Origin of the sequence: Streptococcus parasanguinis (genome assembly GCF_031582885.1) — a bacterium.
GTDB lineage: Bacteria > Bacillota > Bacilli > Lactobacillales > Streptococcaceae > Streptococcus > Streptococcus parasanguinis_M.
Map to the genome: position 1 here is coordinate 1 of NZ_CP133988.1, position 16,248 is coordinate 16,248.

Genomic DNA, 16,248 nt, shown 5'->3' on the forward strand with positions numbered 1-16,248 from the left:
CTAAGCGACTACCTTATCTCACAGGGGGCAACCCCCAACTACTTCCGGCGTTCTAGGGCTTAACTGCTGTGTTCGGCATGGGTACAGGTGTATCTCCTAGGCTATCGTCACTTAACTCTGAATGATTAAACATTCAAAATTGAACATCTATATTCTAACAAGTTAACCTTACGTTGTCAATATCTTTTGACTCTTTGGATAAGTCCTCGAGCTATTAGTATTAGTCCGCTCCATTGCTCACACAACTTCCACTCCTAACCTATCTACCTGATCTTCTCTCAGGGCTCTTACTGATATAAAATCATGGGAAATCTCATCTTGAGGTGGGTTTCACACTTAGATGCTTTCAGCGTTTATCCCTTCCCTACATAGCTACCCAGCGATGCCTCTGGCGAGACAACTGGTACACCAGCGGTAAGTCCACTCTGGTCCTCTCGTACTAGGAGCAGATCCTCTCAAATTTCCTACGCCCGCGACGGATAGGGACCGAACTGTCTCACGACGTTCTGAACCCAGCTCGCGTGCCGCTTTAATGGGCGAACAGCCCAACCCTTGGGACCGACTACAGCCCCAGGATGCGACGAGCCGACATCGAGGTGCCAAACCTCCCCGTCGATGTGAACTCTTGGGGGAGATAAGCCTGTTATCCCCAGGGTAGCTTTTATCCGTTGAGCGATGGCCCTTCCATACGGAACCACCGGATCACTAAGCCCGACTTTCGTCCCTGCTCGAGTTGTAGCTCTCGCAGTCAAGCTCCCTTATACCTTTACACTCTGCGAATGATTTCCAACCATTCTGAGGGAACCTTTGGGCGCCTCCGTTACCTTTTAGGAGGCGACCGCCCCAGTCAAACTGCCCGTCAGACACTGTCTCCGTAGATGATGAACCTACCGGGTTAGAGTGGCCATAACACAAGGGTAGTATCCCAACAACGCCTCCATCGAAACTGGCGTCCCGATCTCTATGGCTCCTACCTATCCTGTACATGTGGCACAGACACTCAATATCAAACTGCAGTAAAGCTCCATGGGGTCTTTCCGTCCTGTCGCGGGTAACCTGCATCTTCACAGGTACTAAAATTTCACCGAGTCTCTCGTTGAGACAGTGCCCAAATCATTACGCCTTTCGTGCGGGTCGGAACTTACCCGACAAGGAATTTCGCTACCTTAGGACCGTTATAGTTACGGCCGCCGTTTACTGGGGCTTCAATTCATACCTTCGCGTTACCGCTAAGCACTCCTCTTAACCTTCCAGCACCGGGCAGGCGTCACCCCCTATACATCATCTTACGATTTAGCAGAGAGCTGTGTTTTTGATAAACAGTTGCTTGGGCCTATTCACTGCGGCTGACTGAAAGCCAGCACCCCTTCTCCCGAAGTTACGGGGTCATTTTGCCGAGTTCCTTAACGAGAGTTCTCTCGCTCACCTGAGGCTACTCGCCTCGACTACCTGTGTCGGTTTGCGGTACGGGTAGAGTATGATTAACGCTAGAAGCTTTTCTTGGCAGTGTGACGTCACTAACTTCGCTACTAAACTTCGCTCCCCATCACAGCTCAATGTTATAGAATTAAGCATTTAACTCAATTCACACCTCACTGCTTAGACGTGCACTTCCAGTCGCACGCTTTAGTTAGCCTACTGCGTCCCTCCTTCACTACATACTCTAGTACAGGAATATCAACCTGTTGTCCATCGGATACACCTTTCGGTCTCTCCTTAGGTCCCGACTAACCCAGGGCGGACGAGCCTTCCCCTGGAAACCTTAGTCTTACGGTGGACAGGATTCTCACCTGTCTTTCGCTACTCATACCGGCATTCTCACTTCTATGCGTTCCAGCACTCCTCACGGTACACCTTCTCCACACATAGAACGCTCTCCTACCATACCTATAAAGGTATCCACAGCTTCGGTAAATTGTTTTAGCCCCGGTACATTTTCGGCGCAGGGTCACTCGACTAGTGAGCTATTACGCACTCTTTGAATGAATAGCTGCTTCTAAGCTAACATCCTAGTTGTCTGTGCAACCCCACATCCTTTTCCACTTAACAATTATTTTGGGACCTTAGCTGGTGGTCTGGGCTGTTTCCCTTTCGACTACGGATCTTAGCACTCGCAGTCTGACTGCCGACCATAATTCATTGGCATTCGGAGTTTATCTGAGATTGGTAATCCGGGATGGACCCCTCACCCAAACAGTGCTCTACCTCCAAGAATCTTAATGTCGACGCTAGCCCTAAAGCTATTTCGGAGAGAACCAGCTATCTCCAAGTTCGTTTAGAATTTCTCCGCTACCCACAAGTCATCCAAGCACTTTTCAACGTGCCCTGGTTCGGTCCTCCAGTGAGTTTTACCTCACCTTCAACCTGCTCATGGGTAGGTCACATGGTTTCGGGTCTACGACATAATACTAATGCGCCCTATTCAGACTCGGTTTCCCTACGGCTCCGTCTCTTCAACTTAACCTCGCATCATATCGTAACTCGCCGGTTCATTCTACAAAAGGCACGCTCTCACCCATTAACGGGCTCGAACTTGTTGTAGGCACACGGTTTCAGGTTCTATTTCACTCCCCTCCCGGGGTGCTTTTCACCTTTCCCTCACGGTACTGGTTCACTATCGGTCACTAGAGAGTATTTAGGGTTGGGAGATGGTCCTCCCAGATTCCGACGGGATTTCTCGTGTCCCGCCGTACTCAGGATACTGCTAGGTATAAAGACTATTTCGAATACGAGGCTCTTACTCTCTTTGGCTGACCTTCCCATGTCATTCTTCTATAATCTTTAAGTCCATATTGCAGTCCTACAACCCCGAAGAGTAAACTCTTCGGTTTGCCCTCCTGCCGTTTCGCTCGCCGCTACTCAGGCAATCGCTTTTGCTTTCTCTTCCTGCAGCTACTTAGATGTTTCAGTTCACTGCGTCTTCCTCTACCTATCCTTAACAGATAGGAGTACTAGCCATTAGCTAGTGGGTTCCCCCATTCGGACATCTCTGGATCGTCGCTTACTTACAGCTCCCCAAAGCATTTCGTCGTTTGTCACGTCCTTCTTCGGCTTCTAGTGCCAAGGCATCCACCGTGCGCCCTTATTAACTTAACCTTATTTTTGGTCTTGCGACCTAAACTCTTTAAATATTTACAGCGTTTCGGTTTATTTTCTTGTTACTATTTGATATAGATATTCAATTTTCAATGTTCAATCTTAACACCCTTACAGTGTTAATGGAGCCTAGCGGGATCGAACCGCTGACCTCCTGCGTGCAAAGCAGGCGCTCTCCCAGCTGAGCTAAGGCCCCACAAGACCTCTCAAAACTAAACAAGACCAACGTACAGGTTTCCATTTCCTTAGAAAGGAGGTGATCCAGCCGCACCTTCCGATACGGCTACCTTGTTACGACTTCACCCCAATCATCTATCCCACCTTAGGCGGCTGGCTCCTTACGGTTACCTCACCGACTTCGGGTGTTACAAACTCTCGTGGTGTGACGGGCGGTGTGTACAAGGCCCGGGAACGTATTCACCGCGACGTGCTGATCCGCGATTACTAGCGATTCCGACTTCATGTAGGCGAGTTGCAGCCTACAATCCGAACTGAGACTGGCTTTAAGAGATTAGCTTGCCGTCACCGACTCGCGACTCGTTGTACCAGCCATTGTAGCACGTGTGTAGCCCAGGTCATAAGGGGCATGATGATTTGACGTCATCCCCACCTTCCTCCGGTTTATTACCGGCAGTCTCGCTAGAGTGCCCAACTCAATGATGGCAACTAACAATAGGGGTTGCGCTCGTTGCGGGACTTAACCCAACATCTCACGACACGAGCTGACGACAACCATGCACCACCTGTCACCTCTGTCCCGAAGGAAAACTCTATCTCTAGAGCGGTCAGAGGGATGTCAAGACCTGGTAAGGTTCTTCGCGTTGCTTCGAATTAAACCACATGCTCCACCGCTTGTGCGGGCCCCCGTCAATTCCTTTGAGTTTCAACCTTGCGGTCGTACTCCCCAGGCGGAGTGCTTAATGCGTTAGCTGCGGCACTGAGTCCCGGAAAGGACCCAACACCTAGCACTCATCGTTTACGGCGTGGACTACCAGGGTATCTAATCCTGTTTGCTCCCCACGCTTTCGAGCCTCAGCGTCAGTTACAGACCAGAGAGCCGCTTTCGCCACCGGTGTTCCTCCATATATCTACGCATTTCACCGCTACACATGGAATTCCACTCTCCCCTTCTGCACTCAAGTTAAACAGTTTCCAAAGCGTACTATGGTTAAGCCACAGCCTTTAACTTCAGACTTATCTAACCGCCTGCGCTCGCTTTACGCCCAATAAATCCGGATAACGCTCGGGACCTACGTATTACCGCGGCTGCTGGCACGTAGTTAGCCGTCCCTTTCTGGTAAGTTACCGTCACAGTGTGAACTTTCCACTCTCACACTCGTTCTTCTCTTACAACAGAGCTTTACGATCCGAAAACCTTCTTCACTCACGCGGCGTTGCTCGGTCAGGGTTGCCCCCATTGCCGAAGATTCCCTACTGCTGCCTCCCGTAGGAGTCTGGGCCGTGTCTCAGTCCCAGTGTGGCCGATCACCCTCTCAGGTCGGCTATGTATCGTCGCCTTGGTGAGCCGTTACCTCACCAACTAGCTAATACAACGCAGGTCCATCTCTTAGTGATGCATTTGCACCTTTCAAATCAATATCATGCGATATCGACTTTTATGCGGTATTAGCTATCGTTTCCAATAGTTATCCCCCGCTAAGAGGCAGGTTACCTACGCGTTACTCACCCGTTCGCAACTCATCCGCTCGGTGCAAGCACCAAGCTTCAGCGTTCTACTTGCATGTATTAGGCACGCCGCCAGCGTTCATCCTGAGCCAGGATCAAACTCTCATTAAAATAATTGTTTGTCTTAAACTCATTCTGTCACTGACAGATTTATTGTTTTTTTATTGTTCAGTTACTATAACTTTCGTTATAGCGCCCTGCACATTGGTTCGTCTTGTTCAGTTTTCAAAGGTCTTTGTCGCTCTCGCGCGACAACTATATTAGTATATCATGACCTCTCCTTACTGTCAACACTTTTTTCCAAAAAATTTTATTTTTTTGAAAGTTTTTTTGAAATAAAAAAATAGAGAGGGAATCCTCTCTATTTATATTCTTGTCTGTATTTGTTTTCTTCAGCTTTATTAGCCCATACATAATGACCTGGTTTAATTTCAACCATTTGTGGTTTATCTTCAGAGTAATCATGTTGTTCTGGATCGTAGATTTTTAGAACTTTTTTACGTTCTAGAATTGGATCTGGAATTGGGACTGCTGAAAGTAGAGATTGTGTGTATGGATGGATTGGGTGGTTAAATAGCTCTTCAGTTTCTGCCACTTCTACAATAACCCCTTTATAGATAACTGCAATACGATCAGAAATGAAGCGTACAACTGACAAGTCATGGGCGATAAAGAGGTAGGTCAAGCCTAATTCTCTTTGGAATTTTTTCAAAAGGTTCAAGACCTGCGCACGTACTGAAACGTCAAGGGCTGAGATTGGTTCATCCGCAATGACAAATTCTGGTTCCATGACAAGTGCACGGGCAATACCGATCCGTTGACGTTGACCACCTGAGAATTCGTGAGGATAACGTGTCAAATGTTCTGCTAGAAGCCCAACTTCATGCATAATATTTTTTACTTTTTCCTGACGTTCTTCTTCACTGTTAAACAAATGGTGGTTGATCAAACCTTCAGAGATAATATAATCAACTGTTGCACGTTCATTCAAACTTGCTGCTGGGTCTTGGAAGATCATTTGAATTTTACGGATCAACTCTGATTTTTCACTATGAGAGTTTTTTCCGTTGATCTTGCGACCATCATAAATAATTTCTCCAGCACTTGTATCATTCAAACCGATGATCGCACGTCCAATTGTTGTCTTCCCACTTCCTGATTCACCAACAAGAGAGAAAGTTTCTCCCTTATTAATGAAAAAGTTGGCGTTCTTTACAGCAACGAATTTTTTACTTCCTTCACCGAAGGAAATTTCTAAATCTTTAATTTCAACTAATTTTTCAGTCATTTCCTTCCTCCTATTCTGTAATGTGAGTGAAGCCCATTTTTGAGCCAATCTTTTCGTGAAGGTTTTCGATTACTTCTGGTTTATGAACTGTTGGTGCATCTGGATGGAGCAACCATGTCTTAGCCCAGTGAGTATCGGTCACTTTGAAAGCGGGTGCCTCTTCTTCAAAATCAATCTGCATCGCATAATCTGAACGAAGTGCGAAGGCATCTCCTTTGATTGGAGCATACAATGATGGCGGAGTCCCTGGAATAGAGTAAAGATCACCATCTGAGGTTGACAATTGAGGCAAGCTTGAAAGCAAGCTCCATGTGTATGGATGTTTTGGATCGTAGAAAATTTCTTCTACTTTACCAAACTCAACAATTTCTCCAGCATACATAACGGCTACTTTATCTGCAATACTTGCAACCACACCTAAATCGTGGGTGATAAAGATAACTGTAAATTGGTATTCTTTTTGAAGGGATTTCAACAAATCAATGATTTGCGCTTGAATGGTTACGTCAAGGGCTGTTGTTGGTTCGTCACAGATTAAGATATCTGGACGGCAGGCCAGAGCGATGGCAATAACGATCCGTTGACGCATCCCACCTGAATATTGGAATGGATACTCATCAAAACGACGTTCAGCATCTGGAATTCCAACTTTCTCCATATAATCCAAAGCCATTTCTTTGGCTTCTTTAGCTGTTTTCCCTTGGTGTTTGATAATGACTTCTGTAATTTGTGATCCAATTGTGTTGATTGGGTCCAAACTTGTCATTGGGTCTTGGAAAATTGTAGCGATCTTAGATCCACGAATATTTTCCCAATCTTTATTCGATTTCAAATCTGTCAATTCTTGACCACGGTATTTAATCGAACCTTGGGCAATACGGCCGTTATCTTCTAACATTCCGGTGAACGTTTTTGTCAAAACTGATTTCCCTGAACCTGACTCACCAACTAAGGCAAGAACTTCACCTTCTTCTAGCTCAAGCGATACGCCACGAATAGCTGTCAATACGCGATCGCGCACGTCAAATTCCACTACGATATCTTGAGCAGATAAAATAATATTGTTATTTGATGTCATATCTACTCCTCCTATCTATGTGTACGTGGGTCGCTGGCATCGGCCAAGTTTTGTCCGACGATAAAGAATGACAAGGATACTAAAATCAAAACAGTAAGCGGAATCCAGAATAGGTAGGCATTTGTAGTTACGTTTTGAGAATAGTCAGAAATCAAGCGTCCCAAACTTGGAACTGTGATTGGAAGACCAAGTCCGAAGAAGGAAAGGAAAGCTTCATAAGAAATAAAGCTTGGAAGTAACTGTGATGTTTGTGTCACGATAACAGATACCAATTGAGGCAAAATATTTTTCGTAACAATTTTCAAAGTTGGTGTTCCTAATGTTCGGCTGGCAAGGTTGTACTCCAAATCACGGTAACGCATGATTTGGACACGAATGGTATAGGCAATTCCGATCCATCCAGTTAAGGACATGGCAAGAATCAAGTTCCAGAAACCAGATCCCATTGAGTAAGTCAAGACGATAACGATCAACATAAACGGAATGTTTGAAATAACGTTATAAACTTCCATCATGATACGGTCGATGGATTTTGAGATCCCCCAAATTCCACCAACGATAACTCCGACAACCACGTTAATAACAGTGGCGATGAAGGAAATGATAATTGAATTCCGAGCACCAAACCAAACTCCATCAAAGAGGGATTTACCGTTATTATCTGTACCAAAGAAAGCTTTGGCACTTGGTGGATTCAAACGTGCTGAAAAGTCATTTACCTTACTTACGTCGTTGTAATCAAAATTTGAAAACATCGGGTAGACAAAACTCATCAAGAGAATCCCAATCAAAATAGCAAGCATAATGATAGTGGTTCTTTTTTTCAAGAATTGTCTGAATACAGATTTCCAGTATGAATACGCTGGAGCATCGATTACTTCAGAGGCAAAGTCATCGCGTTTTACAAACTGAAATTTATTTTTATCGATTGTAGCCATTATTTGCCTCCTTTCGTATTCGTTAATTTAATCCGTGGATCAAGCACTGTCATCAAGATATCACCTAACATGGCAGCAAAGATACCAAGTGATGTGAAGATGAAGACAAGTCCGATGACCATGGTGTTGTTTGATGCTTTAATAGAGTCAATCAACATTTTACCCATACCTGGGAAAGCGAAGACTGTTTCAGTCAACGTCGCACCTGAGATAACTCCAATGATAGCCCCTGGAATTCCAGAAACTAGTGGAACCATCGCATTTTTGAAGATGTGTTTTCTTGAGATCTCACGTTCTGACAATCCTTTTGAACGAGCAAAACGGACGAAATCCTGAGAGTGAATATCGATCATGTAACGACGAATCCAAACGGCGATAAATGGCGCACTCAATAAACCAAGAATCAGAGACGGCAATACATATGAACGCCAGTCCTGTGCTCCAAGTACTGGGAATGAGTCTGGAAGTCCAAAGAATGAACCTGCTAGACGCACGATATAGACAAGGGCAATGGTTGGGAGAGACATCATAAATGTCAAAGCCGCAGTAGAGATGCTATCAAACCATGAGTCCTTGAACAGAGCCATGTAAGATCCTAATGGGATCGCAATCAAGTAAGCAATCGCAATACCAATCAAACCAATGATTGAAGAAGATGCAATCATGGATGGATTCTCATAGTTGCTCAACGTTGCTGTATAGGCATCCCCTTTACCAAATCGACTGATATCTTGTGAGTCTGCCTTACTTGGTGATTTGTAGGTACGTGAGTAGATATCGATGGAAGATGTCTTTTTACCTGTTGGGAAGTTCACTTCACTCTTCTTAGTCGTTCCTTGTCCTTGGGTAATAACTTGAAGAACAGGGGTATTTGAATAAGTTGGATATGAATTTCCAAGGTTTAAGGTTACAAAGTTTTGGTGCACATATGGGAATTGACCATTAAAGTACAAGAGGTATTTGTGTTTCGTACCAGAACCTACAACTGACCAACCAATAGATGGATCATTTTCAATACGGATATAGCGTTTGAGATTTGGATTTGAGGCATCTTTCACCCAACCTGGATGATCAAACTGAATCAAATTCGCATAGAAGCTGATGACACGTTCAAAAACCGGAATTTCACGCACCGCATAGAAAGACTTACTTTCCGGGAAACGTTTCAACTGCCAACCATGACCTAATTTTTCAATATATTTTTTGTAGATCTTTTCATTAGCAGTTGTCGCATCAACCGTTACGGAAGAATCTTCTTTACTTGCTTTTTGTTGCAAGCTCTTTGAATCCATGTATTCCAAATAACCCATGCGATCGTAGACAGTATTTTCGTAGTTGATCTTCGAATCTTTTGTCTTCGCTACTTTATTGTAGTTGGGGTCATTTTTAAAGATGAGATTTCTCGGTGTTAGCGTATAGATAATCATGTAGGTTAATGTCGTGACGAGAAAGATCGACACTAACGAACGCAAAATACGCATAAAAACATATTTTTTCATATTTCATTCCTTTAATGTCCAAAAGAACTTTCTCCCCTAGAAGAGAAAGTTCTAATGAAAAGCAATAATTTAATTATTTAACGTGTTTTTCAAGATCTTGTTGAGCTTTTTTGTTTGACTCAGCTTTTTCTTTTTGCCATTTCTTAAGAGCTTCATCGTATTGTTTCTTAGTAACAGGTTCATCTTGAACTTCTACATATTTGAAGTATGCTGAACCTTTGTTACCAGCTTGAGCTGAAGCACCAGAGAATGGTACCACTTTAGAGATAACAGTTGCTGCGCCTGATGATGACATTGTAGGTACTACAATCGCGCTATCTGTCAACCAAGCTTGAGCTGCTGCATATTTTTCATAACGTTTCACAACATCTTGTGTTTCGTTGTTTGCATCGTCAAGAAGTTTTGCAAACTCATCCAAACCGACAGCTTTAGCTGATGGGTTATCTACACCACCTGCAAAACCAAGGTAAACTTTTGTTTGATCTTCTGAAGATGGTTGAAGCGTATCAAGGTAAGTTGATGGATCTTGATAGTCTGGGTTCCAACCGACCATACCTTGAAGATCCCAATCTGCATCTGCAGCTGATGGAACATTCAATGTGATGTTCAACACTTCGTCTTGGTCCATCATTTGAAGGTCAACAACTACGTTGTCTTTACCAAGAGTTTCTTCTACCGTTTGTTTCAATGATTGCATACGTGTAACTATACTTGTTGCATTTTGAATAACAGGAACGTCAATATGAATTGGGAATTGAACGCCGTCTTTTTGAAGTTCAGCTTTGGCTTTTTCAAGTTGTGCTTTCGCTTTATCTTTGTTGTAAAGACCATCTTGACCATCTGCAAGGTTGATACCCTTCCATTGGTCTCCATAAGTAGTCAACTTATCTGCAACTACATTTCCGAAGTCTTTTCCATCTACTTGTACGAATGCAGGTGCAACATATGTATTACGGATAGCTGGTTTAGCAAATTCTTTACCATTGACTTGTGCTGAGTAGTTTTCACGGTTCAAGGCAAAAGTGATGGCTTGACGGAAATCTTTGTTCAAGATTGCTTTCTTAGTAGAAGATTTTTCAGCATCTGATTTCTTTGCAGTGTGTTTGTAAGATTGACGATCGATGTTGAAACCAAGGATTGCTACACCTGAACCAGCTGGTGTGTTATAGATATTGTCCTTGTATTTTTTCTCTACTGTTGCAAAGTTTGAGCTTGATGGGAAAAGACGAGCAGCTGTATAAGCTCCATCAGAGAAACCACGTGCCAATGAATCTTGGTCTGATCCATCGTAATAAGTAAGTTTTACTTCCTTGACGTGAACGTTTTTCTTATCCCAGTAGTTGTCATTCTTTTCAAATACAACAGATGATTTTGATGTAATAGATTTAAGAAGGAAAGGTCCGTTTGCAAGTACTGATTTCACATCGTTTGGTTGACCAAAATCATCTCCCTTACTCTTCAAGAAATCTGTGCTAATTGGGAACAAGATTCCGTTTGTTGTTTTAGAGTTCCAGAAGGTTTCAGGTTTGTTCAATGTATATTGAAGTGTGTAATCATCAACCGCTTTGACACCAACTTGGCTGAAGTCTGTAGTTTTTCCTTGCACATAATCATCCAAGCCTTTGATTGAGCCTTGAACTAGTGGAAGTTCTTCTGATTTTTTATCAGCAGCGTGTTTCAAACCAATCACGAAGTCTTTGGCAGTCACTTCACCGCGTTCTTCACCATCTGCATCGTACCATTTAACACCCTTACGAATCTTGTAGGTATAAGTCAAACCGTCTTTTGAAACAGACCAATCTTCCGCAAGTGATGGCACAAGATTTCCATACTTGTCATTTTCCATCAAACCGTCTACGATGTTTGTAGTGAGATCTTGAGTGGCAGATTTAGAAGACACAGTATAGTCCAAAGTTGTTGGGTCAGTAGTGTAGACATAACCATAGTTTTTGTCTTCGCCTGAGCTTGCTTTGCTAGTATTTGAACTAGAACATGCAGCTAACAATCCAGCTGCAAGGAGTGTTACTCCGGCAACTGCGAATACTTTACCTTTTTTCATAGGAATTCTCCAATAGTTTTTTTAGATTTGTTTAAGATTATATCACAAGTAGAAAAAAAAGTAAACTAAATTTTCTGAATATTTGCTTCAACCCCATCCAAAAACCTTGCTATGATTGACTTTCTAGCCTAATTGATGATTTTACGATTTTCCATTAATCATTTGTATGATACAATAGAGAGGACTAAGCAACGAGGAAACAACTGTGAAAAAATTCTTTCTTTCTTTTTTAACCTTCATCCTGCTGTTATGCAGTTTACCTTATCAAGTCGTTCTAGCAGATGAGCTAGATCTTCCTGCTCAAAGTGCTATTGCTGTTGAAGCTGATACAGGTAAAATCTTATATGAAAAGGATTCAGAGAAAAAGCGAGATGTGGGGGGACTATCTACACTCTTGACCACTTATCTGATTTTCGAAGCCATTCATGAAAAAAAACTTTCTCTGAAAGATCCTATTAAATTGTCTGAGAAAGCTCTGGCCTTAAATGATATCGAAGGTGCTGGTACTCTTCCTATGGAGGCGAACCAATATACGGTTGATCAGCTATTGACTGCTCTTTTAGTTGGAAATTCTAGCACCGCTGCCTTGGCCTTAGCTGAGAAAGTGGGTGGCTCTGAGAAAAGCTTCGTTGAAAAAATGAAGCAAAAACTTTCTGAATGGGGCATTCAATCTCCTCATTTAATCAATGCTACCGGATTAAATACTCAAACCATCAATGGAGATCCTGACGGGAAAGAAGACGAAAATCAATTGAGTGCTTATGATATTGCTGTTATTGCCAAGCACTTACTCCAGGATTTTCCTGAAGTGACCAAATATACTTCAAAACCCACTGCTCTTTTTTCAAACACGCAGATTGAAAACCCCAATCTGATGCTAGAAGGCATGCCGAATTACCGTTCAGGCGTTGACGGCCTTCGGGTCAGCAACTCTACCAAAGGAGGCATCACCTTTGCTGCATCAACGACGCAAAATGGCATCCACATGATCACGGTTGTCCTAGGAGTGGAGGCAGTTGACGGTGATCCATATGCACGCTTTGTGGCTACTTCTTCTCTGATGAACTACGTGGTACGGACCTTTGTTTCTTCCATTGTCGTCAAAGAAGGAGATCCCTACGGAAAAAGTAAGGCAACTATCATGGATGGGAAGTCAGAGACTGTTTTAGCTGTTGCAAAAAAAGACTTCTATATCGTCGAAAAGCAAGGTAGTCAAGCAGAACCAAAAATTCAATTCAAGAGTAACCAAGAATCATTCCGAGCACCTGTCAAATCAGGCACAAGTCTTGGAAAATTACACTACACTGATCCAGATAAAATCGGACGTGGCTACTTAGAAGATCAAGAGCCAACGGTCGATATGGTATCGGGAAGAACCATTGAGAAAAGCTTTTTCTTAAAGGTTTGGTGGAATGAATTTGTTCGTTATGTCAACGAAAAGCTATAAGCAAAAAAATCACAATGGAGTCAAATCCATTGTGATTTTATTTTGCTATTAAAACGAATTATCCTACAGATCCTTCCATTTCGTAGCTAATGAGTCGGTTTAACTCAACGGCGTATTCCATTGGAAGTTCTTTTGTAAAGGGTTCTACAAATCCCATGACAATCATTTCTGTCGCTTCTGATTCAGACAAACCACGACTCATCAAATAATACAGTTGTTCTTCTGAGATTTTTGAAACCTTGGCTTCGTGCTCCAAAGCAACTTGTGAGTTGTGGATTTCATTAAATGGAATCGTATCTGATGCAGATAAATCATCCATGATAATGGTGTCACACTCGATGTGAGAAACTGATTTCTTGGAATTTTTGTTAAAGGTAACTTGTCCACGGTAGTCTACCTTTCCGCCACCTTTCGCGATGGATTTAGACACGATAGACGAGCTAGTGTGAGGGGCATTGTGGATCATCTTGGCACCTGTATCTTGGTGTTGACCTGCATTCGCAAAGGCAATGGACAACATGGTCCCACGCGCTCCTTCTCCATCCAGATAAACAGATGGGTACTTCATGGTTGTCTTCGCTCCTAAGTTCCCGTCGATCCACTCAACTGTGGCATCTTTTTGAGCTTTGGCCCGCTTGGTGACCAAGTTGTAGACATTGTCCGACCAGTTTTGGATGGTCGTGTAACGCATATAAGCACCATCTAAGGCAAAGATCTCAACAATCGCTGCATGGAGGCTATTGCTTGAGTAGGTCGGCGCTGTACAGCCTTCCACATAGTGAACACTTGCTCCCTCATCCACGATAATCAACGTGCGCTCAAACTGACCTGTATTTTCATTGTTGATACGGAAGTAAGTTTGAAGGGGGACATCTACTTTTACGCCTTTTGGTACATAAATGAAGGTTCCACCAGACCAGACTGCTGAGTTGAGGGCAGCCAATTTGTTATCCGTTGGTGGCACTAACTTCGCAAAATACTGTTTGAACAGGTCTGGATATTCTTTTAGGGCAGAATCCGTATCGGTAAAGATAATCCCCAACTTTTCAAACTCTTCTTTCATATTGTGGTAAACCACTTCTGATTCATACTGAGCAGAAGCCCCCGCTAAGTAAGCACGTTCTGCTTCAGGAATCCCGATACGCTCAAAGGTTTCCTTGATTTTCTCTGGAACTTCGTCCCATGAACGGGCAGGTTTATCCGAAGGTTTTTGATAATAGATCAAATCATCAAAGTCAATCTCTGATAGATCGGCTCCCCAGGTTTGCATGGGCATCTTTTTGAAGGTTTCAAAAGATTTCAAACGGAATTCGAGCATCCATTCGGGTTCATTTTTTGCTGCAGACAATTCACGAATAACCGCTTCATTCAATCCCTTCCCGGTAGAGAGAATGGGTTGAACGTCATCGTGAAATCCAAATTTATATTCACCGAGATCAATTGGTTTCGGTTCGACTCTTTCTTCAGCCATAATTTCCTTTCTTTCTCTGTTTCTTCTTTTAATTATTTGCTACGTTCGATCGCTTTTTTGAGAGCATTCCAGGAGAGGGTCGCACATTTAATCCGTTGTGGGAATTTTGAGACTCCAGATAAGAAGGCTGCGTCTCCTAATTCCTCTTGGCGAGGATCTGACTGGCCTTGGACCATTTCTGAAAAGACCTGTGCCAATTCTTCGACTTCCTCTTTTGTTTTTCCCATTACAGCATCTGTCATCATACTAGCTGAAGCCGTTGAGATCGTACAGCCTGAATTCACAAAGGCAATATCTTCCACCCTGTCATTCTCATCAAATTTCACACTTAACTGGATCACATCTCCACAAGTTGGATTGTTGAGTTGGATCTGATCAACATCTTCAATTTGTCCTTGGTGGTGGGGGTGTTTTGAATGATCGGCTACGACCGCCATGTACAGCGAATCTAATTTAGAAAGTGCCATTGAAAAACTCCTTTGCTTTGATCAATGCCTCAATTAATTTATCACAGTCCGCTTTGGTGTTGTAGATATAAAAACTTGCTCTCGTTGTCGCTGGGACTTGTAGGTATTGAAGGAGCGGTTGTGCACAGTGGTGACCTGCACGAACGGCAATCCCTTCATAATCTAGTGCTGTTGCTAAGTCATGCGGATGGAGATCTCCTAGATTAAAGGAAATGACGCCAGAACGTTGGGCTAAGTCTTGGGAACCATAGATGGTCAAGCCTTCGATAGCCTGTAATTTTGGAAACACATAGGCAATCAGTTTTTGCTCATGCGCTTCTACCTGGTCCATACCCAGCTCTTCTAAGTAATCGATTGCTGCACCAAGACCAATTGCTCCCGCCATATTAGGTGTTCCAGCTTCAAATTTCCAAGGCAATTCCTTCCAAGAGGCAGATTGTTCGTAAACAAAGTCAATCATCTCGCCCCCATACTCGATTGGAGACATTTGCTCTAAGATTTCTTCCTTCCCATAGAGGACACCAATCCCTGTTGGTGCAGCCATCTTATGGCCAGAAAAAGCAAAGAAATCCGCATCTAAGTCTTGTACATCAATGGCCATATGAGGGGTTGATTGAGCCCCATCTACGACCATGATCGCTCCAACCTCATGAGCTAATCGAGCAATTTCCTTGATCGGATTGACCACCCCTAAGACGTTCGAAGCATGGGTGATGGAGACAAATTTTGTCTTCTCACTAAGCTTGCTCTTTAAGTCCTGCATATCCAGTAAGCCATCTTTTAGATAGACATAGACCAGTTTTGCTCCTGTCTTCTTGCAGGCTTGCTGCCAAGGAATGATGTTGGAGTGATGTTCCATGATGGAAATCAAGACTTCATCCCCTTCCCTTAGGACTTCTTCTGCATAGCGGGCTACCCAGTTGAGTCCAGTCGTTGTCCCTCTTGTAAAGAGCACTTCCTTGGTTGATGAAGCATTGATAAATTTTCTGACTTTCTCACGCGTTGCCTCATAGGCTGCTGTCGCTCGTTCAGCCAAAGTATGGACTCCACGATGAACATTGGCGTTATCTTGCAAATAATAGTGATTAACTGCTTCAAGAACACGTTTAGGTTTTTGCGTCGTCGCTGCATTATCTAGATAAACCAAAGGCTCATCGTGAACTAGTTGATCGAGAATGGGAAAATCTTGAGCAATCGTATTTTTATCTAGCATTGTTTC

Annotated in this window: 9 protein-coding genes, 1 tRNA gene and 3 rRNA genes; 1 reads left to right on the forward strand and 12 read right to left on the reverse strand. The window is 43.3% G+C overall.

The window, feature by feature from the left end:
- The 9 genes from rrf to RDV49_RS00045 form a co-directional block, all read right to left on the reverse strand.
- Positions 1-115, reverse strand: a 5S ribosomal RNA gene (gene rrf / locus RDV49_RS00005).
- Positions 116-194: 79 nt separating this feature from the next.
- A 23S ribosomal RNA gene (locus RDV49_RS00010) occupies positions 195-3,096 on the reverse strand.
- A 123-nt stretch (positions 3,097-3,219) separates the two neighbouring features.
- A tRNA-Ala gene (locus RDV49_RS00015) sits at positions 3,220-3,292 on the reverse strand.
- A 53-nt stretch (positions 3,293-3,345) separates the two neighbouring features.
- Positions 3,346-4,893: ribosomal RNA gene (locus tag RDV49_RS00020) — 16S ribosomal RNA — on the reverse strand.
- The 16S, 23S and 5S rRNA genes sit together here with 1 tRNA gene alongside, the layout of an rRNA operon.
- Positions 4,894-5,143: 250 nt before the next feature.
- Positions 5,144-6,070 (reverse strand): ATP-binding cassette domain-containing protein, encoded by a 927-nt coding sequence (locus RDV49_RS00025; RefSeq protein ID WP_003010296.1) that lies wholly within the window; start codon positions 6,068-6,070, stop codon positions 5,144-5,146.
- Between the two features lie 10 nt (positions 6,071-6,080).
- Positions 6,081-7,148, reverse strand: a complete 1,068-nt coding sequence (locus tag RDV49_RS00030; protein WP_003010293.1) for an ABC transporter ATP-binding protein — start codon at positions 7,146-7,148, stop codon at positions 6,081-6,083.
- A gap of 11 nt (positions 7,149-7,159) precedes the next feature.
- The gene (gene oppC, locus RDV49_RS00035; protein ID WP_003010290.1) at positions 7,160-8,086 is read right to left on the reverse strand and encodes an oligopeptide ABC transporter permease OppC; all 927 of its coding nucleotides are present in this window, start codon (positions 8,084-8,086) and stop codon (positions 7,160-7,162) included.
- A complete protein-coding gene (locus tag RDV49_RS00040; protein ID WP_003010287.1) occupies positions 8,086-9,585 on the reverse strand; it encodes an ABC transporter permease in 1,500 nt (499 codons plus the stop codon). The genes oppC and RDV49_RS00040 overlap by 1 nt, the downstream gene beginning before the upstream one ends.
- A 73-nt stretch (positions 9,586-9,658) precedes the next feature.
- Complete coding sequence (locus RDV49_RS00045) at positions 9,659-11,644, reverse strand: peptide ABC transporter substrate-binding protein (RefSeq protein ID WP_003010284.1); 1,986 nt, start codon at positions 11,642-11,644, stop codon at positions 9,659-9,661.
- Positions 11,645-11,849: 205 nt separating this feature from the next.
- Between RDV49_RS00045 and RDV49_RS00050 the strand changes: the two genes are divergently transcribed.
- Complete coding sequence (locus tag RDV49_RS00050) at positions 11,850-13,091, forward strand: serine hydrolase (protein ID WP_003010281.1); 1,242 nt, start codon at positions 11,850-11,852, stop codon at positions 13,089-13,091.
- 58 nt (positions 13,092-13,149) lie between these two features.
- Here the strand turns inward: RDV49_RS00050 and sufB are convergent, their stop codons facing one another.
- The 3 genes from sufB to RDV49_RS00065 are packed head-to-tail and all read right to left on the reverse strand — an operon-like array spanning position 13,150 to position 16,242.
- On the reverse strand, positions 13,150-14,562 hold the full coding sequence (gene sufB, locus RDV49_RS00055; protein ID WP_003010279.1) for a Fe-S cluster assembly protein SufB: 1,413 nt from the start codon (positions 14,560-14,562) through the stop codon (positions 13,150-13,152).
- Positions 14,563-14,594: 32 nt separating this feature from the next.
- Complete coding sequence (sufU, locus tag RDV49_RS00060; RefSeq protein ID WP_003010276.1) at positions 14,595-15,029, reverse strand: Fe-S cluster assembly sulfur transfer protein SufU; 435 nt, start codon at positions 15,027-15,029, stop codon at positions 14,595-14,597.
- Positions 15,016-16,242, reverse strand: a complete 1,227-nt coding sequence (locus RDV49_RS00065; RefSeq protein WP_003010274.1) for a cysteine desulfurase — start codon at positions 16,240-16,242, stop codon at positions 15,016-15,018. The genes sufU and RDV49_RS00065 overlap by 14 nt, the downstream gene beginning before the upstream one ends.
- Positions 16,243-16,248 lie beyond the last annotated feature (6 nt).